The organism is Nostoc sp. TCL240-02, from assembly GCF_013343235.1.
Taxonomy (GTDB): Bacteria; Cyanobacteriota; Cyanobacteriia; order Cyanobacteriales; family Nostocaceae; genus Nostoc.
This window is the reverse complement of sequence record NZ_CP040094.1, coordinates 2,530,250-2,557,092: the sequence shown is the minus strand read 5'-3', so window position 1 is coordinate 2,557,092 and position 26,843 is coordinate 2,530,250. Positions and strand designations below refer to the sequence as shown.

20 protein-coding genes are annotated in these 26,843 nt (G+C 41.4%); 10 read left to right on the top strand and 10 right to left on the bottom strand.

Features of this window, described 5'->3' with window-relative positions; all coding sequences use genetic code 11:
• Positions 1–47 precede the first annotated feature (47 nt).
• Positions 48–716 carry a DUF1003 domain-containing protein gene (locus FBB35_RS10810; RefSeq protein ID WP_174709636.1) on the top strand — a complete coding sequence of 223 codons (669 nt, stop codon included), beginning with the start codon at positions 48–50 and terminating at the stop codon, positions 714–716.
• Positions 717–823: 107 nt separating this feature from the next.
• Here FBB35_RS10810 and FBB35_RS10805 read toward each other — a convergent pair whose 3' ends face one another.
• Complete coding sequence (locus FBB35_RS10805) at positions 824–1,606, bottom strand: ABC transporter ATP-binding protein (RefSeq protein ID WP_174709635.1); 783 nt, start codon at positions 1,604–1,606, stop codon at positions 824–826.
• Between the two features lie 203 nt (positions 1,607–1,809).
• Positions 1,810–2,652, bottom strand: coding sequence for a methyltransferase domain-containing protein (locus tag FBB35_RS10800; RefSeq protein WP_174709634.1), 843 nt, complete (start codon positions 2,650–2,652; stop codon positions 1,810–1,812).
• A gap of 261 nt (positions 2,653–2,913) precedes the next feature.
• On the opposite strand from FBB35_RS10800, the gene FBB35_RS10795 reads away from it, so the two are divergent.
• Positions 2,914–4,248: a TrkH family potassium uptake protein gene (locus FBB35_RS10795; RefSeq protein WP_174709633.1), complete on the top strand. Its 1,335-nt coding sequence runs from the start codon at positions 2,914–2,916 to the stop codon at positions 4,246–4,248.
• A 154-nt stretch (positions 4,249–4,402) separates the two neighbouring features.
• Complete coding sequence (locus FBB35_RS10790) at positions 4,403–5,098, top strand: TrkA family potassium uptake protein (protein WP_012412256.1); 696 nt, start codon at positions 4,403–4,405, stop codon at positions 5,096–5,098.
• Positions 5,099–5,237: 139 nt separating this feature from the next.
• Here the strand turns inward: FBB35_RS10790 and FBB35_RS10785 are convergent, their stop codons facing one another.
• From FBB35_RS10785 to queA, 3 genes are all read right to left on the bottom strand, one after another.
• A complete protein-coding gene (locus FBB35_RS10785; protein ID WP_254625907.1) occupies positions 5,238–6,365 on the bottom strand; it encodes a tetratricopeptide repeat protein in 1,128 nt (375 codons plus the stop codon).
• A gap of 195 nt (positions 6,366–6,560) precedes the next feature.
• Positions 6,561–7,181: a serine O-acetyltransferase gene (locus tag FBB35_RS10780; RefSeq protein ID WP_114084080.1), complete on the bottom strand. Its 621-nt coding sequence runs from the start codon at positions 7,179–7,181 to the stop codon at positions 6,561–6,563.
• Positions 7,182–7,419: 238 nt separating this feature from the next.
• A complete protein-coding gene (gene queA, locus FBB35_RS10775; RefSeq protein WP_174713599.1) occupies positions 7,420–8,652 on the bottom strand; it encodes a tRNA preQ1(34) S-adenosylmethionine ribosyltransferase-isomerase QueA in 1,233 nt (410 codons plus the stop codon).
• A gap of 246 nt (positions 8,653–8,898) precedes the next feature.
• On the opposite strand from queA, the gene FBB35_RS10770 reads away from it, so the two are divergent.
• Positions 8,899–9,288: a hypothetical protein gene (locus FBB35_RS10770; protein WP_069068139.1), complete on the top strand. Its 390-nt coding sequence runs from the start codon at positions 8,899–8,901 to the stop codon at positions 9,286–9,288.
• Positions 9,289–9,351: 63 nt separating this feature from the next.
• On the opposite strand, the gene FBB35_RS10765 is transcribed toward FBB35_RS10770, so the two are convergent.
• Positions 9,352–9,894: a YraN family protein gene (locus tag FBB35_RS10765; RefSeq protein WP_174709631.1), complete on the bottom strand. Its 543-nt coding sequence runs from the start codon at positions 9,892–9,894 to the stop codon at positions 9,352–9,354.
• A gap of 170 nt (positions 9,895–10,064) precedes the next feature.
• Between FBB35_RS10765 and FBB35_RS10760 the strand changes: the two genes are divergently transcribed.
• Both FBB35_RS10760 and FBB35_RS10755 read left to right on the top strand, forming a co-directional pair.
• Positions 10,065–10,514 carry a pentapeptide repeat-containing protein gene (locus FBB35_RS10760; protein ID WP_174713598.1) on the top strand — a complete coding sequence of 150 codons (450 nt, stop codon included), beginning with the start codon at positions 10,065–10,067 and terminating at the stop codon, positions 10,512–10,514.
• Positions 10,515–10,640: 126 nt separating this feature from the next.
• Positions 10,641–11,707, top strand: a protein-coding gene (locus tag FBB35_RS10755; protein ID WP_174708235.1) for an ISKra4 family transposase whose coding sequence is annotated in 2 segments (ribosomal slippage) — positions 10,641–10,797 and positions 10,797–11,707 — 1,068 coding nt in all. Because the reading frame shifts where the segments join, the coding sequence is not laid out codon by codon here.
• Positions 11,708–11,753: 46 nt separating this feature from the next.
• Here FBB35_RS10755 and FBB35_RS10750 read toward each other — a convergent pair.
• Positions 11,754–12,155: a hypothetical protein gene (locus FBB35_RS10750; RefSeq protein WP_174709630.1), complete on the bottom strand. Its 402-nt coding sequence runs from the start codon at positions 12,153–12,155 to the stop codon at positions 11,754–11,756.
• Between the two features lie 254 nt (positions 12,156–12,409).
• A complete protein-coding gene (locus FBB35_RS10745) occupies positions 12,410–14,185 on the bottom strand; it encodes an N-acetylmuramoyl-L-alanine amidase (RefSeq protein ID WP_174709629.1) in 1,776 nt (591 codons plus the stop codon).
• Between the two features lie 84 nt (positions 14,186–14,269).
• Here FBB35_RS10745 and FBB35_RS10740 point away from each other — a divergent pair, with 84 nt between their 5' ends.
• Complete coding sequence (locus FBB35_RS10740; RefSeq protein WP_174709628.1) at positions 14,270–15,907, top strand: CTP synthase; 1,638 nt, start codon at positions 14,270–14,272, stop codon at positions 15,905–15,907.
• A 124-nt stretch (positions 15,908–16,031) separates the two neighbouring features.
• Complete coding sequence (locus tag FBB35_RS10735; protein ID WP_114084087.1) at positions 16,032–16,454, top strand: hypothetical protein; 423 nt, start codon at positions 16,032–16,034, stop codon at positions 16,452–16,454.
• 152 nt (positions 16,455–16,606) lie between these two features.
• On the opposite strand, the gene speB is transcribed toward FBB35_RS10735, so the two are convergent.
• Both speB and FBB35_RS10725 read right to left on the bottom strand, forming a co-directional pair.
• The gene (gene speB, locus FBB35_RS10730; RefSeq protein WP_174709627.1) at positions 16,607–17,650 is read right to left on the bottom strand and encodes an agmatinase SpeB; all 1,044 of its coding nucleotides are present in this window, start codon (positions 17,648–17,650) and stop codon (positions 16,607–16,609) included.
• Between the two features lie 86 nt (positions 17,651–17,736).
• Positions 17,737–19,329: an NAD(P)/FAD-dependent oxidoreductase gene (locus FBB35_RS10725; protein ID WP_174709626.1), complete on the bottom strand. Its 1,593-nt coding sequence runs from the start codon at positions 19,327–19,329 to the stop codon at positions 17,737–17,739.
• Positions 19,330–19,681: 352 nt separating this feature from the next.
• Here FBB35_RS10725 and FBB35_RS10720 point away from each other — a divergent pair, with 352 nt between their 5' ends.
• Both FBB35_RS10720 and FBB35_RS10715 read left to right on the top strand, forming a co-directional pair.
• Positions 19,682–23,053 (top strand): COR domain-containing protein, encoded by a 3,372-nt coding sequence (locus tag FBB35_RS10720; protein ID WP_174709625.1) that lies wholly within the window; start codon positions 19,682–19,684, stop codon positions 23,051–23,053.
• 253 nt (positions 23,054–23,306) lie between these two features.
• Positions 23,307–26,687 carry a COR domain-containing protein gene (locus FBB35_RS10715; protein ID WP_174709624.1) on the top strand — a complete coding sequence of 1,127 codons (3,381 nt, stop codon included), beginning with the start codon at positions 23,307–23,309 and terminating at the stop codon, positions 26,685–26,687.
• Positions 26,688–26,843 lie beyond the last annotated feature (156 nt).

Genomic DNA, 26,843 nt, shown 5'->3' with positions numbered 1-26,843 from the left:
AAGTCATCAGGAACAACACAGACAGAAATAACGCCAAGAGGTGCAACATGAATCCATTCAAAAAAGTATCGTCTAACAATGTTGATGCAAAAGTAGTTCAAAAACCTCAAATTGTGGAGATACAGCCAGCAGTCGAAAACACCTCCGCAGAACAATTGACTCGCGGACAACGCCTTGCCGATCAATTAGCAACACAAGTGGGTTCTTGGGGATTTCTCATTGGGCAAAGCATTGTTTTAGCTGGATGGGTTGGCATGAATGCTATGCCTGGGGTTCCCCACTGGGATGAATCACCGTTCATGATGCTCAATTTAGTGTTTTCATTTGCCTCAGCCTATACAGCGCCAGTTGTCTTAATGAGTCAAAATCGCCAGTCTGATACCGATCGGAGAAACGCCGAAATTGACCATCAGGTAAATTTAAGGGCTGGACAAAATATTGAACTTCTCCATGAAAAATTGGATGACTTACACACTCAACAGCTAAACGAACTAACCCAAATTGTCAAAGAACAGCAGCGAGTTCTCCATGAGCTTAAAGTAAGTTTAGTACCTGAATCTAAAGAGATTAAAGAGTTGAAAGTAACTGTCTTGCCAGGAATGTATGCCAAAAATGGTACTCAATTACCTAAGGCAGTTATTGTTAACAAAGCTTTCAATGTTGACCAACCAATTGGGGACAATAACAAAGTTTTTGATAAGTTAATCCGTCGATAAGTCTTTTAAGTAATTTCACAAAATAAGATATTTATCAACAGTACATTTGGCTGACTGACATAGAAGTAGTAAAAAGGTGTCAAACTTTTGGTAGTAAAGTAATAGAGTTATGCTGACACAGCCGAAATTGCACAAACTTGTAAACCCACAGGTGTCTGAATAATCACAGATTCCACGCCAAAAACTTGGGCGATCGCACTTGGTGTCAAAACTTCTTCAGGTTTACCAACTTCCCAAAGATGACCTTGTTTTAATAAGGCAATGCGAGAACTGTATCGTGCCGCTAGGTTGAGTTCATGTAGAACTGTAACAATAGTTAATTCTTGCTGTTGATTTAGATTTTTCAGTAGTTCTAATAGTTGTAATTGATAGTTAATATCTAAAAAAGTTGTAGGTTCGTCTAATAATAAAACTTTTGGTTCTTGCGCTAGTGCTAAAGCTAAAAAAGCGCGTTGCCTTTCACCACCGGAGAGTTCTTCAACTAAGCGATCGCTCAGTCTTTCTAGTTGCGTCTTTTGAATTGCAGCTTCTACTTTAACCCAATCTTGGGCGTTTAATTCCCATTGCCACCAAGATTGATGTGGCGTGCGTCCTAAACTTACTAATTGTCGCACTGTTAAGCCCACAGGAACGGTTTGTTGTTGCGGTAATAATGCCAGTTTCTGTGCAACTAGATTTGGGGGTTGGGAATGAATTGCTTTGCCATCAAGTAGGACTGTTCCTTGCTGTGGGGAAAGAATACGACTCAGCAATTTTAATAAAGTCGATTTACCTGAACCATTAGCACCAACTAAACTCAACCATTCTCCTGTTTGTAGAGTGAGATTAATGTCTTGAACAATTGGGACTGTAGTGTAACCGCCTGTGAGGTTTTGCAGTTGGAGTGGCATTTAAGAAATTCAACAATAAGAAACTTAATTTTATAAGGTTTACCCGATATCTGCATTATTGTAATTTACAAGCTTTGCGATCGCTAAACTCTCTGATCGTACTTGCTGCGATCGCTCCAAATCTTTTATTAAGTACCATAAAGTATCACTAGGAACATCTACTTCAATGCTCCTAGATTACATCTTTTTCCTGAAGTGGAATTCTACTTATTGCCGCACAATAAGCCAAACCGAATTAACCCACGCTCATAACCGCGACGCATTAATCCCAGTGATAATGCCCCTTGGATGGTAGTCCAACCAGCATTTAGTAAGCCCCAAAGCGCTTGGGGAGTGAATGCAGAATCAATTACCACATTCCAGAAAGGGGCGACAGCAGTTGACCAATCAGCAGTGCGAATATTATGTAATGGTAGCTGGTGTGCGATCGCTTCATACTCTGGCAAAGAAATCACATAAGGTAAGCAATACACCCGATAAATATCCTGCAAATGCTTTTCCTCATCTGCCGTTAGTGGAGACTCATCAGTTGGTCGATGACACCAAGTCACCATAATTAACTTGCCGCCAGGCTTCAATACTCGATAACACTCCTGGAGAAACTTGGTTTTATCTGGCATGTGTTCACCGCTTTCCAGCGACCAAACCAAGTCAAAAGAATTATCAGCAAAGGGCATTGCTTGAGCATTGGCGACTTGGAATTGTGTTCTCAAACTCAGATTAGCTTCTGAGGCGCGCTCCGTTGCTCTTGCGGCTTGTACAGGACTCAATGTAATCCCTGTAGCCTTAGCATTAAACTTCTGCGAAAGGTATAAAGAACTACCACCGATGCCGCAACCAACATCTAAGATATTTTCTGCTGCTTCCACCTTTGCCCAATTGAGCAATTCTTCGATTAAATCAATTTGAGCCTGACGACGGTCTTTTTTCTGAGTACCATCGGCACCATAATAGCCGTGGTGCATGTGTTCACCCCAAATCTGTTCCCACAGACCAGAGGAACTATCGTAAAACTGCTGAATTTGTTGGTAAAGTGTTGCACTCATGAAAAAAGTAGTATTGAGACGAAGTAGAATTCAAAAAAAACATACTGGTAGACTACCATGTATGTTTTTAATTAAATAATGGTATTTTTATTTCTAGGGAAAATCAACCATAATCTATCCTCCTTCAAAAATTTCTCAGTTTTACCTGAATAAACTGTTTTTGCTCAAAATTATACCCAACTATCAAAAAAACATACGATATCCAAGAGGCATAAACCTAGGTTAAATATAACGTTCTTAACTACGAATTACGAATTAATTATGACTGTTGCTCGGACAATTTGTTTGGGATTTTTGGCTGTCATTGCTGTCGGTACTATCCTGTTGATGATGCCTTTTTCGACTAGCAATGGTACATGGAATAACCTGATTGTGGCACTATTCACCTCGACATCCGCAGTTTGTGTCACAGGTTTATCAGTAGTTGATCCTGGTACTTACTTTTCCTTTTGGGGTCAATTGTTTATTGCACTATTAGCTCAGATTGGCGGGTTGGGCTACATGACAACTACCACATTTTTGATTTTGCTTATTGGTCGTAGGTTTGATATGCGGCAAAAAATAGCAATTCAACAAGCTTTAGATCGACCAGGGATGAGTGGTAGCGCCCAAGTTATCCGTTCAATTATTGCCACAACATTAATTTTTGAGATTACAGGCATATTCTTACTTCTACCAGCTTTTGTTCCTGAGTATGGATGGAGTAAAGGACTTTGGTTAGCAATTTTTCATAGTATCAACGCTTGGAATAATGCTGGTTTTAGTTTATTTAAAGATAACTTAATTGGATATCAGTCATCTTTCTTAGTAGTCTTTACCATCACAATGTTAATTATCTTTGGGGGAATTGGCTATCAGGTAATTTTGGAAATGTACCTTTGGTTACGCGATCGCCTTTTCAAAAAAAATCATAATCAAAGATTTTCTCTAGATTTTAAAGTTGCAACTAGTACAACTATTATATTGTTAGTAATAGGATTAATTGCATTCTTTTGTATAGAGATTAGAAACCCAGAAACATTTGGTTCTCTAAATTTTCGTGACCAGATATTACTAGCTTGGTTTCAATCAGTTACTCCTAGAACTGCTGGCTTTAACACTATAGATATTGGTAAAATGACCAATGCCGGTCTATTTATTACGATTGCACTAATGTTTATTGGTGCAAGTCCAGGTGGTACGGGAGGAGGCATGAAAACAACAACTCTCAGAGTCTTGACCAGTTGCACCAAAGCGATTCTTCAGGGGAAAGAAGAAGTTTTATTATACGATCGCAAGATAGCAATATCTTTAATTTTGAAAGCCGTGGGTGTGTTGGTGGCTTCAGTAGCAACCGTGATTTTAGCTACTGTCTTAATCAGCCTCACAGATCCAACATTAGATTTTATTCAAATTTTGTTTGAAGTGGTATCAGCCTTCGCCACCGTGGGGCTTTCAACAGGTATTACAGGAAGTATCTCTATGACAGCAAAGCTCATCCTCATTATAACTATGTACATTGGACGAGTAGGTGTTTTACTACTGATGTCCGCAGTACTAGGAGACCCACTTCCTACTAGAATTCACTATCCTGAAGAAAATCTCCTCGTGGGATAGTTAGGGAGTGGGAAGTGGGGGGATAATTCTTGACAACTCACTAATGACTAAACTGATAAAATATACATTGGAAGGCAAAAAATAATATTTTTAATTCAAGTAGTATAACCGTTTTTTGCCCTAAATACAGGGAGCCATTATAAGGATAAAAAGGGTGAATCTTTCATCATTAAGTTTTTTTCGCAGTTTACGTAAAGATAACCAACAATTTGCTGTAGTTGGATTAGGTCGTTTTGGTAGATCGGTCTGTTCTACACTGCATAACTTCGGTTATCAAGTACTGGCAACAGATATTGATGAAAAACGAGTTTCAGAAGCATTAACTGAGGGAATAGTTGGTCATGCTTTGCAATTAGATTCTACAGAACCAGCCGCACTAAAAGAAGCTGGAATTTTTGAATTTGATACTGTAATTGTAGCGATTGGCAACTACGTTCAAGAAAGCATTATAACCACCCTAAATGTGAAAGAGGCTGGCGTACCCCATGTAGTCGCCAAAGCTTCTAGTGAAGTTCATCGTAAACTATTACGGCGAGTAGGAGCAGATCATGTTGTTTTTCCTGAGTATGAAGCAGGTTGCGCCCTAGCGCGTACACTTACTAAACCAGCAATCTTAGATCGATTTGATCTAGACCCAGATAACAGTATTGTAGAGTTGATTGTGCCTGATGAATTTCACGGCAGAACAATCACCGAGCTTCAACTTCGTAACCGCTACGGTTTAAATTTGCTAGCGGTGAGCCAGGATGGTAAATTTCAAATTAATCCTGACCCTACCAAACGTTTAGAACGTGGTTCAGCAATGGTAGTTATTGGCTGCAATAAAGATATCAATCGTTTGCCGATTTAAAAAATTTATAAATCATTCAATTTTAGATTTAAGATTTTTCCTTCAATCCAAGTTGCACTGTAAGTACACCAAATTTGCTACTCAAAATCTAAAATTGGCAGAGTTAGAAGTTATTAATTTATTTCTAACTCTGATTTTTTTATTGTCCAGAACTCGTTGAAGTAGATTGTTGTTCAACTGAGACAGGGTTTTCTAGTTGATTTGGTGTTTGTGGCTCAGGTGTTTGTATTACATTACTTGTGTTGTCTGAAGCTTCAGAGGGAGTAGCTGTTTGACTGGCTTGAGGCTGTTGTGGCTGAATTTTCTGGGCAATTTGTTGCATTAGTTGTTCTATTTTCTGAGCTTGCTCAATGTTCCCTTGCTCACGATACTCCGTATGGGCACGTTTCAAGACTCCATTAGCTTTTTTGATTTCGCCTTGATTATATAAAGTGACTCCCAAATTATAGTAAGCTGAGGCGTTTTTAGGATTTAGGCGAATAGCTTGCCGATAAACAGAAATAGCCTCAGAAGCTTGGCCTTGGATTGCTAGCAAATTTGCCATGTTGTTATAAGCTGTGGCATTTTGAGGATCTGACTGCAAGACTTGACGATAGGTTGCGATCGCTTGCTCTGTTTGACCTTGTTGCTGCAAGGCGATCGCTAAGTTAAAATAAGCGTTGGCATTGCTGCTATCTAAATTAATTGCTTGCTGGTATGTTGCGATCGCTTCCGGTAGCTGTCCCTGTTCATACAGCACCAAACCCAGATTATACAGCGCTGCTACCTTTGTGGGATCTATCACAAGGCTTTGACGATAAGCCGTAATCGCAGCATCTTTTTGTCCCTGACGATGCAGCACTAACCCTAAGTTGTAATAAGCTTCACTAAAATTAGGATTAATCCTAATCGCCTCTGTATATTCTTGTAAAGCTACATCTAGGCGATTTTGCTCCATTAATATATTACCCAGATAATTTAGCGCAGCCCCAAGGCTAGGATCTCGCTGCAATGCTTGACGAAAGGCATATTCTGCACCCTGTAAGTCTTTGCGGTTATAGCGCGTGACTCCCTGCTGGAAAAAGCTAGCTGCTTCAAGATCCTGAGAAATTGCGGTTTCTGCTAGCAGCTTGCTTCCTGGAAAATTAGTAATTGCTGGTGCAGCTAAGACCAAAAACGCAGAGAAAGCAAACAGAAGTCTGAACAGGGGCTTTTTCTGAACAGAGTTTTGGTGAAATAAGAAGTGTAACCACGGCTGAGTTTGACTTTTTCTAGACAGGAGTGACATAGATGTACTTATGCTCATATCTTTATAAGTCAGAATACCCACCACAGCATAAAAAATTGCAAATCAAAAAATTAAGAATTTCTCACTTTGGGAGCATCCGACTTTTGTAAAAACATCCTTCTCCTTGTTCAGTTGCTCTGCATACCGTAATTAGTGCGATATTCTATAGGTTTTATAATCTGTTAATAAACAAATTTAAATCAACTGCTCTTTTACTTTCACGCCATCTCTCTTGATTATATAAGCTGGAACACCGACAACAACACAATTACTGGGAACATCTTTGACTACAACTGCATTTGCTCCTACTATCACATTATCATTTATAGTGACGTTGCCAATCACTTTTGCACCTGAACTTATGATTACATTGTTGCCAATTGTCGGAAAATTATTTTTACTGCTGTATCCTATTGTCACCTGTTGATTAATCCAGCAATTATCACCAATACTTCTTGCATTTACTATAGTACTAAAGCCATGTTGAATAAATAGTCCAGAACCAATATTATCGCAATATAAAAATAGACTTGGACATTCTTTATAAAAGAATTTTATAATATGCATCAGTACCAATCCTAGAAAGTTACCTTTTTTAATTCTGTAATAGTAAAGACTTCTGAATTCGGGATATTTATAAAGCAAATATAGCAAGTTAACCCAGTCAGAAGTATCAACTAGCTCAACTATCTTTGACCATCGTCTTACATCCACAAGAATCACTTCTTTCTTTGTAGTGACGATAAACAATATGAGCATCGGAGCATTCATTATCTGGATGATAGTTTTGACCAATTTTATTATGAAGTCACGCATAAAATTACTCCTATAGGAATCCGGTTTGATTACTTAACGTATTTGCGTAGGTAGGTAGGGAATCTGACTTTTCACGGCATCTGGAAAACCTCTCTCTAAATCTCTCTCCTATTAGGAGAGAGACTTTGAATTTCCCCCTTCCCGCATCGGGAAGGAGGTTAGGGGGTTAGGTTTTTCGTGGACTTTTCCACATAACGTGAAAAGTCAGGTAGGGAATAGGTAACAGGGAACATTGCCCTCATGCTTGACTCAGAACTCTTATGGCTTCCGGCAAAATTAGCATAGCATCACCAAAGGAATAGAAACGATACCCAAAAGTGATCGCTTCCAAGTATATATTCAATAGCCGTTGTCTGCCAATTAGCGCACTTACCAACATCAGCAAACTAGAACGTGGTAGGTGAAAATTGGTAATCAAACCATCCACCACCCGCCATTGGTAGCCGGGATAAATAAACAAGTCTGTTTTACCACAAAATGCTTGTAAATTCCCAGATTTAGCCGCCCCTTCCAAAGCCCTGACTGCCGTTGTTCCCACAGCAATAATTCGACCGCCAGCTGCTTTAGTGGCGCGAATTTGCTCTACTGTGGCGGCAGGAACTTCAATCCATTCTTCATGCATCTGGTGGGTAGTTACGTCTTCCACTTCCACAGGGCGAAAAGTGCCGACACCAACGTGTAGCGTGACAAAAGCTTGATTGATGTTGCGATCGCGCAGCTTTTGTAATAATTCTGGGGTAAAGTGTAATCCTGCTGTCGGTGCTGCGATCGCTCCTGGCTGTTCGGCATAAACTGTCTGATACTGCTCATCAGCAGCTGAGGAGGCAGTAATGTAGGGTGGTAGCGGTACTTCACCAAATACCTCTAACAGTTGCACCAAAGGCTTTCCCTCTGGCACATCAAATTGCAACAAACGTCCCCCGGTTGCTGCATCTGTTTCTAAAACTGTAGCGGTGAGTTTGGGACTGGGAACTGGGGACTGGGGACTAGGGACTAGGGAAGAATCTTCCCAATCCCCAATCTCTAATCCCCAACCCCCAGTCCCCGTTTGCCTTGCTTCAAAAATAATCTTCGTTCCCTGTTTGAAGCTTTTTCCTGGCTTAACTAAAGCTAACCAACAGTTATACTGCCGTTCTTCCAACAGCAACACCTGGATTTTAGCACCAGTGTTTTTATGACCATAAAGCCGCGCTGGAATAACCCTTGTATTGTTCATGACCAACAAATCACCAGAGCGCAGCAGTGCAGGCAAATCATGGAAAATATGGTGAGATGCTTCTGTTTCAGCGCCTGTAGTGGGAGAATTAACTACCAGTAACCGGGAACTATCTCTAGGAACTGCTGGGTTTTGGGCAATGAGTTCTGGAGGTAGTGTGTAGTCATAGCCGGCTACCGAGCAATCTAATTCAAAATTTTTTTCTTTGGGGCTAGATGTATCTTTCAACTTGGCTTGTACTAGTTTTTGGTTTATTTAGTATTTATACTCTCTGACAAAAAGCTCTTTTTAGCTTTCCCTTATATTGGAACTTTAAGGCATCTTTTCCCAATTTTGTCGCGAGGCTATAAGATTGTTACTATTAAGTAACACGGAAAAATTAACATAAAAATTGGGTAAACCTCCCCATCTAAAAACGGGGGCTTTTACCCTACCGGGAACAGGCACTGATTGACGAATATAGATATGTAGGATTGGCTTTGATCCCAAGCACCAACAAACATGGAATACTTGTACTATCTGGCAAATGCCAGTCTAACCCTGAGGGTCGTTCAACACCTGCACGCTAGACCCCAGACACCAGTTTCGTTCGTCACCGTAATTCATCAAATTGATGGCTGGGTGGTTAGGATCAAACTCAGAGGTCAAGTCTCGCCCCAAGAAGATGGCGACTTTCGGGCTTTTCTAAATGAATTAGGAATTAGCTATGAGCCACCAATGAGGGTGCAAATGGCACTTTGGAGTTTAGAAGCGGGACAATGCCCTGTGGACGTGATGCGTCGCTATCAGGTAGCGATCGTTTCTCATGGTAGTCCAGAGAGAGACGAAATCGAAGCTTTCCGACAACAGTTTGTTCGGGGCTTAGGCTACTGTCCAGAAACTTTGGCGTAATACCGTTTGGTTGTAACGCCAGTACATAATTATTGGTAATTAAGATATTTTATCCATTACCAATTAACCATTATCAATTGAAGAGTCGAAAGCTGCCGGAATGTATTCTTGCAGCTTAAACTTATATTCGGCTGCTGATGAAGTAGCAAGAGCTTCCTGAGTTGCTATAACCGCAGTCTGATTTTTTGGTATCCTTTGACAGTAGACAATAGCAACATCAAATCGGCAAGAATAATCCGCCTTTTCAGGGTACTGGGCTAAGAATATTCCAGCTGTCCGTGAGATTTTTGCTTGTTTTTGTGGGGTGATGGCGCTTCTTCCCCCTGCATCCCAACTCCCTGAACTGCGGGTTTTGACTTCAACAAATGCCAGCATTGAGTGGAGAGTGGGGAGTGGAGAGTTAGGAATTAGGAATTCTCCTGCTTCCCTGCTCACCTGCTCTTTCTCAGTTGCTCCATGATGTTGGGCAATAATATCGATTTCTCCATAAGGGCTAGAAAAGCGACGATGCAGAATTATCCAACCTGTAGATTGCAACCATTGGGCAACTAGGTCTTCTCCTAAATGACCAATATCTGGATAATGAGATGGAGGAAGATTAGCCATTGATGAAAAATATCATAAATTCTATGAATTCTAGATTAAGCGATGCCTGCGGCGGGCTACGCCTACGCACAGCAGGTTCTAAACTCGACTCATCCCGAAGACAATTTGGGTTGAAGCGTAAGACAGACTATCACTTTTGGACAAATATACTCAGCTTATTCTTGTGGGGAATGATTAGCATCACCGCAACGCTCGGTTTTGCTCCAACAGCTTTGGCACTCGAATATAATAAAGAGATTTTGGTCGAGGCTGATTTTTCAGGACGTGATTTAACAGACTCTAGCTTTACCAAAGCTAATCTTCGCCAGAGTAACTTCAGTCATGCTAATTTGAACGGTGTCAGTTTTTTTGCAGCAAATTTAGAGTCTGCGAATTTGGAGGGTTCTGATTTAAGAAATGCCACTTTAGACTCGGCTCGTTTAGTTAGAGCAAATTTAACAAATGCGCTGTTAGAGGGTGCGTTTGCCGCTAATGCCAGATTTGATGGTGCAACCATTGACGGAGCAGATTTTACCGATACGCTGCTGCGTCCCGATGAGCAAAAAAAATTGTGCAAACTAGCCAAAGGGACTAATCCAACCACAGGACGAGATACGCGTGACACGTTGTTTTGTCCTTAGTATTTTCTACTGGGAATTGGGCATGGGGCATTGGGTATGGGGCATTGGGCATTGGGAGCATCCCAGTTTTTTGCAAAGAAGACGAAAATCAGTCAGGATAGGTAAGACGAGTGTATTTACTTACCGATGACCCCAGAACAAAAGCAAGCTCTTCAAAAACATATTCAGGCGATTGCTAAAATATTGTATGAAGATACGTCAAAAGAAAAGCTCACAAATCTTGCAGCAATTGAAGAAGCAGTGCGGAGTCAAATGCAGAAGCATGTTATGCCAGAAGTAGGGGTTTTTTTATCGAAACGATTACAGGGACAACCGCAGGATACCAACGACGGCTCAAAAGCATTCTTGGAGAGTTAGCAATAACGAGCAAACAAGCCATTGAATTAGAAGTCGCACCAAGTACTCAACTGAGTCCATATCTAGAAACTTGTTGTTTGAGGGTAAGTGCGAATGTCAGCTATGAAGATGCGGCATCAGACATCAAGTATTTTACGGGCATAGAGGTTTCTCACAGCAGTCAACAGAGATTAGTGCATCGCCAGAATTTTGAGTTGCCAACACCAGAACAGACAATTGAAGAATTAAGCGTCGATGGTGGAAACATCCGTGTCCGAACTCCTAAAGGTCAAATATGTGCATGGCTTGGCTATAAAGCAATTAGCTTACATCATCTCGGAATCTTGGGAACTTCATTTCAGAATAATCAGATTGTGATTGATTGGGTTAATGACCAACCACTGGCTAGCCCACTCACTTGTATTGGTGATGGACATGACGGCATTTGGAATATAATTGACCAATTAGCACCTGATGCACAACGTCGAGAAATACTTGATTGGTTCCATTTAATAGAAAACCTCCACAAAGTTGGGGGTTCACAAAAACGCTTGAAACAAGCACAAAATCTACTATGGAAAGGCCAAGTTGAGGCTACTATTGCCTTATTTACAGATTGTAAAGGCAAACAAGTACAAAACTTTTGCCGTTATCTTGATAAGCATCGCAATCGCATTATCAACTACGAATATTATCAAGCTGAAGAAATTTGTTCAATTGGTTCAGGTTCAGTTGAATCTGCCGTTAAACAGGTTGACCGTCGAACAAAAATTTCCGGGGCACAATGGAAACGAGAAAATGTGCCTCAAGTCCTAGCCCATCGCTGTGCTTACCTCAATGGATTATTGTCAGTTTGAGCCACTTTAAAAAGTGAGATGCTCCCTTGGGCATTCCCTACTGAACCTACCAACCAATGGCCCCAATCTTTTGACAAACAATTTTCATTCCCTTGCCTGGTGAAGAATTGGCGACAAAAGGTATTTCTCCTTTCTCCTTATCCTCTTGAAGTAGCTGTCCCTCTGAACTGTAAATGGCAATGTGATTCCGAAAAAGCCGCGATTCTGAACATGATGCGTCGAATGTAGTCTCGAAGATGCCATCTCCGTAGATACCGTAAAGCTTGTATGTTGTGCCCTTAATAGTTTTCGTGTCCAGAGCGATGCTGTTCCCTAATTTATCATGCCCCACGGTAATATATCTTTGTGCATCTTGGGCGATCGCTGAGTCAACGCCTTCAGCGATCGCACTACCATTGCTCAATAAGATAGCGATCGCTCCCACCATACCGCCGATTTTAAAATACATACGGTTTCAAAATATAAGATTTGATATATTTTTACCCGCGATCAAAGAGGTTTTGGCAGGGTAGAAGCACTGAAAAGTTAAATCGCTGACAACTTTCACGAAGTCGGCGATCTGAATACCGCGAATTTTCACAAATCCAGGACTTATACAAATAATAGCCAAAACTCTGTAGGGGCAATTCATGAATTGCCTCTACAATCTTTCGTTTGGCATAAGAAATAAAATTGCTATAGCTCGTAAGTTTAACTCCCGATCTATCGAACACTCCTAAACCACTCAGTAATCCCCTGAGCGATCGCATCAGCCATTTTCTTCTGTTCTTTTGGGTTCACTACCTGCTCAAATTCATCGGGATTGCTCATAAAACCCAATTCCAGTAACACCGATGGCGCAGCTGCTGGGCGTGTCAGCGCTAGGTTGTCCCAAAACACACCATAAGAAGGTTTGCCGAGTTTTTTAACAACATAGCTCTGTAAAAATATTGCCAGGCTGTGGGCTTGGGGTTGATACCAAAAAGCAGCAAATCCCTTGGTTTTTTCGGCATCGCCATCATCGGGTAAGGAGTTGTGATGTATGGAAATAGCGATCGCAGGTTCTTCTTTACTAATAATTGCCTGACGTTCTGCTAGAGAAACTTCCTTATCGTCCTCCCGCGTCATCACTACCGTTGCTCCTCGCTTCACCAAATCGTCCCGCAGCAACTTAGATACCACCAAATTCACATCTTTTTCTAAATATCCAGTTGGGCCACTGGCACCAGATTCTTTACCGCCATGCCCTGGATCGAGTACAATCTTGAGATTAGCTAAAAGCTTGCGTCTTGTGTTCCCAATATTAGGCGGATGACGCAAAGCCAAAACCAGGGTTGTACCGTCGTATCTCAGCTTATATCCCCACTGTTGAGCTTTTTTGAGGTTAAAGGTGTATTTTACTTGTTCTGGAGCCTCCTGTTGCCAATCTAGGCGAGAAATTAGAGGGTCATCATCCAGGCGAATAATGTCCGTTTGGGCAGTAGTATTGTAGAGAGTGAGAGCGAGAGCTTTCTCACTTTGCTGCACGCTCACAGGTATGGGAACTTGTAAGGGGAAAAATATCTCTGTCGCACCAGGGAGTTGACGGTATCCGACACTGCGAATTATTGTCTGTGGCGGAATTGCACCAGGTAGAATGCGAGTTTCCTGACTATTAATCCAAGCGCCATAGTCTAGGCGCAACCATTCACCTTCCTTACCTGTTACTGTTGCGCGTGTGCCTTTAGGCAGTGGTGTGAGTCGAGAATAATCGGTGCTTGGGCCAGTGCGAGCAACGCCTGACTCTACTGTAACCTCAGAAACCGGCAACTCTGCTCTTGAAAGGATTTGAATTTTACCAGTCCCTGGTTGAGTTATCGTCTTGCCATTGAGTGTTAGTTGAAACTGAGGTTTTCCCAGATCGGCGGCTGTAGCCACTGTGGTGCAACCTTTATAATTGCCTACGCTAGACTGGGCATAAGGCTGATTTTGCCCTGTCAGAGCTGCCAAATTACTTGGTAGTTGTGCCTGTTGAGGTTGAGGTAAAAGGGTAATCGTTTGATTAGCCAGGGTTACAGAGACATTGGCGTTAGGGGGTGCGACCCCTTCGGGAAGCTTCGCTAACGCACTAAAACAAATTAGTTCTCCTGGTAGTCTGGCAATATCAGCTGCGGGAGTCAAGGAATCTTTAGCAAAGGCTACCCCCTGTGGTAGTTCAGGACTAGTGTTAACCCTTATCACCTTAATCTTAAGTTCTTGATTCTGGCGACGCACAGTAAAAAGATTCTCTCCCAACTGCAAGGGGAAACTAGGGGAAAAATGACCAGCTTTGCTGCGGTTAATTGGCTTACTATTGATCAAAACCTCACCATCTGGTGGTGCAGTCCCCAGAAAAAAGATTTTTTGGGAACTCGTCTGGTAGTTTGTCTCAGGAAAAACGACTATAAGAGATGGCTCTGCCAAAGCTACGGAGGATGTGAGAATACAGCCTAATATTACTAATCCTAAAAGGTTTTTCACAGCAAATCATAGAAGATTACACCACAATAACTGTGGCACAATGACGGGATGTATTTTTAGAAGTTGTTAGAAATTCAAACTACTATGACTAAGTTTATCTTCGTAACTGGAGGCGTAGTTTCCAGTATTGGTAAGGGCATTGTAGCAGCAAGTCTAGGGCGTTTGCTCAAGTCGCGCGGATATTCGGTGTCGATTCTCAAACTCGACCCTTATATCAATATCGATCCTGGCACAATGAGTCCTTTTCAGCATGGGGAAGTATTCGTTACCCAGGATGGTGCGGAGACAGATTTAGACTTGGGGCATTACGAACGCTTCACCGATACCTCAATGTCGCGCTTGAACTGTGTGACTACTGGCTCGATTTACCAGGCAGTCATTAATAAAGAGCGACGCGGAGACTACAATGGCGGCACTGTACAGGTTATTCCTCATATTACTAATGAAATAAAAGAGCGGATTCTGCGAGTTGCTAAAAGTACAAATCCGTCCGTAGTAATTACAGAAATTGGCGGGACGGTGGGAGATATTGAATCACTGCCGTTTTTGGAAGCGATTCGCCAGTTCCGCAAAGAGGTGGGACGGCAGCATGTACTGTATATGCACGTAACGTTGGTACCGTGGATTGCTTCTGCGGGTGAGATGAAAACTAAGCCAACACAGCATTCAGTTAAAGAACTCAGATCCATTGGTATTCAACCAGATATTTTAGTTTGTCGGAGCGATCGCCCCTTACCCAAGGGATTAAAGCAAAAATTGTCGGGATTTTGCGATGTGCCCGAAGAATGCGTCATTACTTCTCAAGATGCCAAAAGTATCTATGAAGTACCCCTAAATCTGGAACGGGAAGGAATGGCAGAACAAGTGCTGAACTTGCTGCAAATGGAGCAACGCCAACCAGACTTGACGCAGTGGCAAACCTTGGTACAACGGTTACATACTCCCAAACACGAACTAGAAATTGCCATTGTCGGCAAATATGTGCAGTTAAGTGATGCCTATTTATCTGTCGTGGAAGCACTAAACCATGCTGCAATTTCCACTTATGGCAAACTGCGCCTGCGTTGGGTGAACTCAGAAGATTTGGAAAATGAATCAGCCGAAGCTCATCTTGGGGGTGTCGATGGCGTAGTTGTGCCAGGAGGTTTTGGGGTTCGGGGAGTGGATGGCAAAATTGCCGCCATTAAATACGCACGCGATCGCCAAATTCCCTTTTTGGGTTTATGCCTGGGAATGCAATGCTCTGTAATTGAATGGGCTAGGAACGTAGGGGGATTAACAGATGCTAATAGTGCTGAATTTGACGCTCATACAACTAATCCGGTAATTAATTTATTGCCAGGACAGCAGGAAGTTGTCGATTTAGGGGGTACAATGCGCTTGGGGCTATATCCTTGTCGTGTTCTTCCTGATACATTGGCTTTCAAGCTTTATCAAGAAGATGTAATTTATGAACGACATCGACATCGCTATGAGTTCAACAATGTTTACCGCGATCTCTTATTAAAGTCCGGCTATGTGATCAGTGGGACTTCTCCTGATGGACAGTTAGTTGAAATTGTGGAATTACCCAAGCACCCATTTTTTCTGGCTTGCCAATTTCATCCAGAATTTCAATCGCGTCCTAGTAGCCCTCATCCCTTATTTAAAGGGTTTATTCAAGCAGCGATCGCTCTTTCTCTGTCAACTTCAGGTACACCAACACCATTGGAGGTTTCTTAACAATTCATAATTCAAACAAATTAATTTGATTTTGAATTGGTACACAGCAACATAAACTTAAGGCTTCAGTAGACTGGGACATTCAGGGTGCATCATTCGTAAATTTCGGACTTGAGGAGATGTTGTGGCGTACTGGGTGAAAATCCTTTACGAGAGGAGAGAATATGTAGTGAATTTTGAACGTGTCCATGCTTTTTGTTATGAAGTGAATGGCAGGGTTACTTTTTGGCTACCCGATAGTGCCATTCCAATAGTCATTAATCCACAAAGTAACCTAGAAGATTATCAAAAGATTCTCGATTATTTAGAATGCGTGACAAGTTTAGAATTAGATCATGCCCACTGGGTGAAAATCCTTTACGAAAAAAACGAATATGTAATTAATCTCAACTGTATTAGTTCCTTTTGTCATGAACCGAATGGTAGGATAACTTTTTGGTTGCCAGATGGAACTATCCCCATCATCATTAATCCTGTGAGTAATCCAGAATCATATCAAAAAGTTGTGCAATACGTTCACAAAGCAACGGGCTATTCTTTATCTTAAAATTCTTAAATAGTAGAGCAAGGTTAATCAAACAATTTTATATAGGAATCCGCTTTGATTTTTGTTCGCGCAGTGTGGGAAGGCAAGAGGTAATAGGTAACGACTGAGCGATCGCAGAACGTCTCAGTCGAATGATTTTAGTAACTCAACAATTACAAATTCTGTTTTGACAAATCCATCAAATTTGCCAGCTTGTAAACTACCCGCGCTCCAACATTACCATCCCACTCAGCATCACCGACTTCACAGATATCAAAGCCAATAATTTTTCTACCACTCTTGACTAATTCCCGGAACAGACAAAATGTTTGCTCTAATTCCAGCCCACCCGGAACAGGAGTACCTGTACTAGGACAGAGTTTTGGATCTAAACCATCGACATCAAAGCTAATGTAAACATACTCAGGTAAATGACTGATAATTTCTCGGCATAAATCAAGCCAAGTTGTTCCAGAGTAAAGCTTTTGTTTAATGGCTGGGTCGTAATATGCAATAATGCGACTATCAGATTGGTCTATCATTTGCACTTCATCATGACTAATATCACGCAAACCCACTTGTACTAGCTTGGAAATTTGCGGTATTTTCATTGCATTAAACATAATCGACGCATGGGAAAACTCAAATCCCTCATAAGCATCGCGTAAATCTGCGTGGGCATCAATGTGCAAAATGCCATAGTTGGCGTAGTTAGCCGCTAATGCTTGGAAATAACCTAACGGTGAACTGTGATCTCCACCAATAACTGCGACTCCCTTACCCTTGTTAATTGCTTCTTGACAATTTTCAAACAGCCATTGATTTACCTGTTGGCCAGCCTGATTAATTTCTGTGAGAACAGGTGTTAAATCTGGGGTATCTGAGAGTTCTTTTCCTTGGGCTAATCGCTCAATAATTTTTGCTGCCAAGGCGCGGTAGTATGTATTCTTCTCTAAAATATCTTGGGGAATTTCCACCATGAAAATTCCCTGCTTCCAACCATTAGGGTTATCAACATCGAATAAATCTAGTTGAGTCGAAGCATCGAGAATTCGCTGAGGGCCATTAACTGTACCTGCGCCATAAGAAACAGTGACTTCCCACGGCACACCAAAGACAATCAGGTTTGCAGACTCATAATCGCAAGGCAAACCTAAGAGGTTGCCATTTATTTCACCTACGCCGCTAGGATTGTAGTCTTGTAGTTGATTACTCATCGATTATCTTCTGGATTTACGTGGATAGACAGCACGCCGCCTAGTGGACATCTGCATTGTAATCAAAATTTTTCACAGACGGTTAACTACAACGCTTCTATTATTTGGTCGAAATTGCGGTGATACACCTGTTGATTGAACTTCTCCCACTCTTTATCTGATGAGTGGGGCGATCGCTTTAATGTTGCCTCTTGGACGTATGCCATCAATGGACGACGAAGATGTTCGTATTTCTCGAAGGCTTTGGCTATAGCTTGCAGATTATCCCAGTTATTATCCTCAGCAATTTTAGCGATGAGTGTTGTAACTATTAGCGCATCTTCCAAACCTTGATTAGCTCCTTGAGCCATGAAGGGAGGCATTCCATGTGCAGCATCGCCAACTAAGACGATTCGCCCTAGACTCCAGGCTGGTGGATTTGTGCCAGGATTAGCTTCTATATTGAGGTCAGTTGGGTTAGAAACTTGTAAAGAATCTGAAATGCTCACGTGGTGAATATAGTATGGACGCTGCTGCATTTTGGCAGGAGGAGACAGACGCACTAATTGCTTGAGCGTATCAGGAAAACCTGCTTTTTCCAACTCATGCAAAGCTAAGTCAATTAAAGAACTTTCTGACTTTCCTTGCAATGAGTCTAAAGGCAAAGCAAGATGTATTATGTACCCTAGCTCACCAGTTGGTCTGTAATATAAAATTATTCTGATGTTATTTATACAAACAGAATTGCCAGATATTTCATCATTAGTAATTGTAACAAGCGGTGATTCTTGAAAGAAATCTTCTTTTAGTTTTGTCCATAGTTCCTTTGGTACTTCAGCTATTTCCCTACACAATATAGCTGCAAACCCAGAGTATTCAGGTCGGGCAAAATCATCATATTGAGTATCTGTGTAAAGCAGCCTACGAACTGTAGAATTAATTCCGTCTGCTGCAACAATTAGTTTAGCTCTAATGGATTTTGTTGCTAATTCTTGGGGAGGAATATTTGGGTTTTGGGGCTGTGGATCGTTATGCTTCTGCCCATCTGTCCAATAGGCATAGGGGTTGGTTTCTATTTGGGTATCACCTACACAATCTATGCGGACACAACCTTTTTCCGGCTCATTTACCACATTAATACAACGGTGATTAGCTTTAACTCGGTCTTCTGGAAGTAGCTGTCTGAGGGTTGTCTGCAAATTATACCAAGAAATTGATACTCGACCCTCGCCATAATCTTTAAACCAGTCATCGAAACTAAGCGAAGTTGACCTAATTATCTGTCCCTTTAAGTTTTTGTAAATCCAGTGGGGTGAAGTCTTTGGAGGTTGATTCTCTTCAGTAGGTTTGACAGTTTTTTGGTCATTAGACTGCTTGGAACTCAATAAACCAAGTCCAGTTTTTTTGACTTCTTCGTAAGCGTTAGGATCTAAATATTTAAGAGCTTGTAATCCATTGGGGAGAAGATCCACTGTTTGTCCAATTTGACGAAAGGCGCGAGTTTGATCGATGACAAGGATATTTTCAATTCCACGTTTACGTAAGCCAATGGCAGTTGCTAACCCAACAGGCCCAGCGCCAATCACTACAACATCGTAGATTTCTTGAGGATTAGAAGAGGCGATCGCAGATGCAGGTAAGTTATCAGCTTTGGTTGATATGTTTGTATGTGTATGAGGTGTTGATTTAGTTTCTGGCATATTTATACATAGGAATTTGGGATAGAAGCTGGGCAATATAGAAAGCTATAGCCATTAAGTTACATAGAATGACACAACAATCTTAAAATCAAATACAAAAAGTTAGATATTTTGCGACAAGCAAACCTCGACAGTTCAGTGTTCAAAGGTGGAGCGATCGCTCTTTTTACTCGACAATTACTGTTCAGAGGTGGAATGGTGAGGTTTTGAGGTCGAGTGTAGAGGCGCAGGAAGATCGCACTTTGCCTCAATGCAATCCTTGATACAGGCTACATTATTAATTAGCTCAATATCTCTGCTGCGTGTCCAAGCAGCAACTCGTCGTCAGGCATAGCCTTTGTAAAATCCCAAAATGACTAACGAAGAACTGCTGCAAATTATTGAACAAGCTGTCAGAGACAAGGTGACAGAATTAGACCTTTCTGGCAAAGGCTTAACAACGCTGCCAGCAGAAATTGGACAACTAACAGACTTGCAAACGCTCAACCTCCGCAGTAATCAACTGAGCAGTCTGCCACCGGAATTTGGACAACTAACAAACTTGCAAACGCTCAATCTCGACAGTAATCGACTGAGCAGTCTGCCACCGGAATTTGGACAACTCACCAACCTGCAATCCCTCCACCTCGACTTGAATCAACTGAGCAGTCTGCCATCGGAATTTTTTCAACTCACTAACCTGCAAACTCTCAAACTCGGCTTGACTGAACTGAGCAGTCTGCCATCGGAAATTGGACAACTCACCAACCTGCAAACCCTCAACCTCACAAGCAATCAACTGAAAAGTTTACCACCAGAAATTGGACAACTCACCAAACTGCAAACCCTCGACCTGACCAGAAGTCACCTGAGCAGTCTGCCACCGGAATTTGGAAAACTCACCAAATTGCAATCCCTCGACCTCAGCAGGAATAACTTGAGGAGTCTGCCAGAGGAATTTGGACAACTCACTAAACTGCAATCCCTCAACCTTTGTAGGAATAACCTGAGCAGTCTGCCATCGGAAATTGGACAACTCACCAACTTGCAATACCTCAATCTCTACAACAATCAACTAAGCAGTCTACCAGAGGAAATTGGACAACTCACCAACCTGCAATACCTCAATCTCTACAACAATCAACTGAGCAGTCTGCCATCGGAAATTGGACAACTCGCCAACCTGCAATTCCTCTACCTCAGTGACAATCAACTAAGCAATCTGCCAGAGGAAATTGGACAACTCACCAACCTGGAATCCCTCGGTCTACATGATAATCAACTTAGCAGTCTGCCAACGAAAATTGTCCAACTCACCAACCTGGAATCCCTCGGTCTAGGTGACAATCAATTGAACAGTCTACCATCGGAAATTGTCCAACTCACCAACTTGCAAACCCTTTACCTCAGTGACAATCAACTGAGCAGTCTACCATCGGAAATTGTCCAACTCACCAACTTGCAATTCCTTTACCTTCGCAACAATCAACTGAGCAGTCTACCATCGGAAATTGTCCAACTACCAAACCTGAAAAATCTGGATCTTCGTCGTAATCCAGTCCCCATTCCACCAGAGATTTTGGGGCCAAAGGATTTAAGGCAAAATCCAGGTGATGTGAGTGAAATTCTCGATTTCTATTTTCGGGTGCAAGATCCAACCGAAACCGAACCTTTCTACGAAGCAAAATTCTTAATTATTGGCGAAGGAGGAGCTGGTAAAAGCTCTTTAGCTAAGAAAATTAAAAACGAAAACTATAAACTCCAGCCAGAAGAGAAATCAACTGAAGGCATTGATGTGATCCGGTGGGACTTTACACTGCCAAATGGCAAAGATTTTCGCGTCAATATCTGGGATTTTGGCGGTCAGGAAATCTACCATCAAACCCATCAGTTTTTCCTCAGCAAGCGTTCTCTCTATGCTTTAGTTGCCGATACTCGCACAGAAAACACTGATTTTTACTGGTGGCTGAAGGTTGTCGAACTTTTGAGCGACAAAAGTCCAGTTTTTATCATCAAAAATGAAAAACAAGACCGTCAGTGCGTAGTCGATGGAGGCCAGTTACGAGGGGAATTTGACAACCTCAAGGAAATTCTGCCAACCAATTTAGATACCAATCGCGGTTTAGCGGAAATTAAAAAGGCGATCCAACTTTACATCAGTAATCTTGACCACGTTGGTACACCTCTACCAAAACTCTGGGTAAGAGTCAGAGCCGCTCTAGAAAACAATTCTCGAAATTACATCAGCGTTGAAGAATACTTTAACCTTTGCCGAGTCAATAATTTAACTGACCGTAAAGATATGCTGCGCTTGAGTAGCTATCTCCACGACCTCGGCGTTTGCCTCCATTTTCAAGATGATTCTACACTCAAACACTATGTCATCCTCAAACCGGAATGGGGGACAACTGCTGTCTACAAAGTTTTGGATAATTTGACTGTTAACCAAAATGTAGGTTGTTTTACTAAAGACGATCTTGAAGATATTTGGAAAAGCAGCGAATATGCAGATATGCGAGATGAACTCCTGCAATTAATGATACGGTTCAAGCTTTGTTACAAAATCCGCGATCGCCGTGACAATTATATTGCGCCTCAATTGCTCTCTATTGAAAAAGCTAAATATACTTGGGACGATCGCAACAACCTGATCCTACGCTACACTTATACATTCATGCCCAAAGGCATCCTCACCCGCTTTATTGTCGAGACACACCCTTGGATTGAACAGCAAAAACTCGTTTGGAAAAACGGTGTTGTTCTCAACAAAGACCAAACCCGTGCTGAAATTATTGAACACTACAATCAACGGGAAATTAAAATCCGTGTAGCCGGAAACCGTACAAAAGAATTGATGGCAGTTATCACCCATGAACTCGAAAAAATCCACAACTCTTACGAACGTTTGCAATATCAAACTTTAGTTCCTTGTAATTGCGAAACTTGCAAAAATCTGTCCACACCTCATTCCTATTCTCTGGACAAGCTGACTAAGCGCTTGAGCGATCGCCGTTACCAAATTGAGTGCGAAAACAGTTATGAAATGGTAGATGTCCGCAGGTTAATCGATGATGTTATGTTCCAACCCGATAGAGCCGATGGGGAAATAAACCCCCAAGTTACACCGTTGCAAAGCGAACTTGAGCAAGAGAAAAATGAATTGTTGACGCATCGGTTAGCCGATAGCAAAGAAATCTTCATTTCCTATGCTTGGGGTGGAGAAAGTGAGCAATTTGTCAATAAATTGGATGAGACTTTGCAGGCAAAAGGAATCAAAATCATCCGCGATAAACGCGATTTGGGCTACAAAGGACTGATAAAAGCCTTTATGGAAAGGATTGGACGCGGTAAATATGCGATCGCAGTTATTAGTGACAAGTATTTAAAGTCTCCCAATTGTATGTTTGAGCTAGTACAAATTGCTAAGAATGGTGAATTTTATCATCGAATTTTCCCGATTGTGTTGTCGGATGCTCAAATTTATAACCCTATTGCAAGACTTCAATATATTAAGCATTGGGAAGACAAAATTAAAGAATTAGATGAAGGGATGAGAAGCGTTAGTGCAGCTAATTTGCAGGGATTTCGTGAGGAAATTGACCAATACACCGAGATTCGCAATGCGATCGCAGAACTTGCCAACTTGCTAAAAGATATGAACACGCTCACCCCTGATATTCACAGCAAATCAGAGTTTGAGGAATTGTTAAGAGCGATCGCACTGCGTCTAGATGAGCAAATCTAGATATTGCTAGGGTTGATAGGTGGAGCAATGTCTCCGATGAGCTACGCACGCCTATGAACTTTTGACTGTACAATTGGTGTTAAAAACTGGAATAGTAAGGATTTTAGGTAGAGCGTAGACGTGCAGCAGCTTATCACCCCGATGCAAGTCTTGATACACGCTAAATTAGTAATTAATTAGCTCAATCTCTCTGCTGCCAAAACGCACAATGGCAAGTCAAGAGACATAGATAGCCTTGGTGAAAATTCTACCTATGACCAACGAAGAACTTCTGCAAATTATTGAAGAAGCTGCCAGAGACAAAGCGACAATATTAGACCTTTCTGACAAAGGTTTAGTAAAGCTGCCAGCAGAGATAGGTCAACTCTCCAACCTTAAAGAGCTTTACCTTCAGTCGAATCAACTGACAATGCTGCCAGTAGAAATTGATCAACTTTCCAACCTCACTGTGCTTGATCTCAGTTCCAATCAACTCAATATTATACCACAAGAGATAGGTAAACTCTCAAATCTTAGGGAGCTTTACCTCAGTTCTAATCAACTGAAGACCCTACCACAACAGATAAGTCAACTCTCAAATCTTAGGGAGCTTTACCTCAGTTCTAATCAACTGAAGACCCTACCACAACAGATAGGTAAACTCTCAAATCTTAGGGAGCTTTACCTCAACTCCAATCAACTAGAAACTTTACCACAACAGATAGGTCAACTCTCAAACCTCAATGTGCTTAACCTCGGATTGAATCGACTACTGAAGACTCTACCAGCAGAGATAGGTCAACTCTCCAACCTTACGGAGCTTGACCTCAATTCCAATCCACGAATAATGTTGCCAGTAGAGATTAGTCAATTTTGCAATCTTAGGAAGCTCGATCTCAATTCAAATCAACTGACAATGCTGCCAACAGAGATAGGTCAACTTTCCAACCTTAGGGAGCTTCACCTAAACTCTAATCAACTGACAATGCTGCCAGCAGAAATAGGTCAACTCTCCAACCTTAGGGAGCTTTACCTCCAATTCAATCAACTGATAACACTGCCAGCAGAGATAGGTCAACTCTCTAATCTCAGCCAGCTTAACCTTCAGTTCAATAAACTGATAACTTTGCCCGCAGAGTTAGGTCAACTCTTCAACCTTAGGGAGCTTAACCTTCAGTTCAATCAACTGATAACGTTACCTACAGGGATTGGTCAACTCTCTAATCTTAGGGAGCTTTACCTAAACTTGAATCAACTGACAACGTTGCCAGCAGAGATTGGTCAACTCACCAATCTTTATCAGCTTGACCTCAATTCCAATCAACTGACAACATTGCCAGCAGAAATTGGTCAACTCACTAATCTGTATCAGCTTTACCTAAACTCGAATCAACTGACAACGTTGCCAGCAGAGATTGGTCAACTCACCAATCTTTGCAAACTTAACCTCAGCAACAATCAACTGACAACATTGCCAGCAGAAATTGGTCAACTCACTAATCTGTATCAGCTTTACCTAAACTTGAATCAACTGACAACGTTGCCAGCAGAAATTGGTCAACTCACCAATCTTCATAAACTTAACCTCAGCAATAATCAACTGACTATGCTGCCAGCAGAAATTGGTCAACTCACCAACCTCAGCGTGTTTGAGTTATCCAGCAATACCCTAGAAACACTTCCACCAGAAATCCGAACGAAAAGGGTTGCAGAAATTCTGAACTTCTACAGGCAACAACTAGAACAAGAAACCGATCGCCTTTATGAAGCCAAATTACTTATTGTGGGAGAAGGTGGTGCAGGTAAAACTACGCTAGCAAAAAAAATTCAAGACCAAAAATATACTTTACAGCAAGATGAAATTTCCACTCAAGGCATTGATGTTATTCAATGGAAATTCTTGCTTGACAATCACAAAGAATTTCAGGTCAATATTTGGGACTTTGGTGGTCAAGAGATTTACCATGCTACCCACCAATTTTTTCTCACCAAACGCTCTCTTTATGCCGTAGTTGCTGATACTCGCAAAGAAGACACAGATTTTTACTACTGGCTAAATGTGGTTCAATTGTTGAGCGATGATAGTCCTTTACTCATTATCAAAAATGAAAAGCATGAGCGCAAACGGGAAATAAATGAGAAGGATTTACGAAAGGAATTCATTAATTTTAAAGAAACACTTTCTACAAACTTTGCCAATAATCGCGGTCTACCAGAAATATTGGATAAAGTTAAGCATTTTATTACCAGCCTACCTCATGTAGGTATAGAACTCCCTAAAACCTGGGTTAAAGTGCGGGAAGCTTTAGAACAAAACCTCCATGAATGTATTAGTTTGGAAGAATATTTTAACATCTGTCAGCAACATGGTTTTACTAAACAGGAGGATAAACTTCAACTTAGTGGCTATCTGCATGATTTAGGTGTATGCCTACACTTTCAAGACGATGACTTGCTAAGAAAAACTGTAATTCTCAAGCCAACTTGGGGGACAGATGCCGTTTACAAAGTGTTAGATAATCCACAAGTCATTGAAAAATCAGGTAAATTTGACCGTAATGATTTAAAAAACATTTGGTTTGAAGATAAATATGCAGATATGCGACCAGAACTGTTGCAGCTAATGATAAAATTTAAACTTTGTTACGAAATTCCTAGTCGTCCGGGTACTTATATTGCACCTCAATTACTCTCTACCAATCAGCCTGATTTCAATTGGGATGAATCTAACAATCTGATTCTGCGCTACACCTATGATTTCATGCCAAAAGGTATTCTTACTCGTTTTATTGTCGAAATGCATTCATTCATTGAACAACAAATTTTCGTTTGGAAAACAGGCGTTGTTCTCAGTGAAGACCAAACCCGCGCGGAAGTGATTGAAAACTACAATCAACGAGAAATTAAAGTCCGCGTAGCAGGAAACCACAAGAAAGACCTGCTAATACGTATCATTCATGAACTGGACAAAATCCATAAGTCTTACGAACGCCTGAAATATAAAACACTTGTTCCCTGTAACTGTGAAAAGTGTAAGGATAGTCAAACTCCTCATTTTTACGAGCGATACATATTGTATAACTCCCTGGTTGCGCGTAATGACCAAATCCAGTGTCAGAAAACTTTTTGGATGGTAGATGTCCGTAGACTGATTGACGATGTTTTACCGACTTCACCAAATTTGGAAATACCTATGTCTGAACCCGGAACTAGAAATCTAGTTTTCATTAGCTATAGTCACAAAGATAAAAAGTGGTTCGATGACCTCAAAATTCATCTAGAGCCATTAATTAGAGAACAAAATCTCCAACTATGGGATGATACCCAAATCAAGCCTGGTGCTATGTGGCGAAATGAAATCCAAATGGCTTTGGCAGCTACAAAAGTAGCAGTGTTGCTGGTAAGTCCAGACTTCCTAGCCTCAAACTTTATTAGTCAAAATGAGTTACCACCTCTGTTAGAAGCAGCGAAAGCTGAGGGAGTCAAAATTCTCTGGATACCTTTGCGTGCTAGCAACTACAAAGTAACAGCAATTGAACGGTATCAAGCAACACACGTTCCCGATCGCCCATTAAACACCATTGGGGCAGGAAAACGAGATAAAGCTTGGGTAGATATCTGCGAAAAAATCAATAGAGCAGCAGCTTTTCTGTAAAAGAACCTCTCCCTGTCTTGAACAAAAATTCAAGTTTTTCTATAAAAATCTGGGTAATGGCCAGTCTTTTTAAAGGGGATTAGGAGAAATCCATGAATGCCTAAAATTACAGCCAAGCACTTTTGAGACAACCTCTCGGTTAGGCTGGAAAATGTT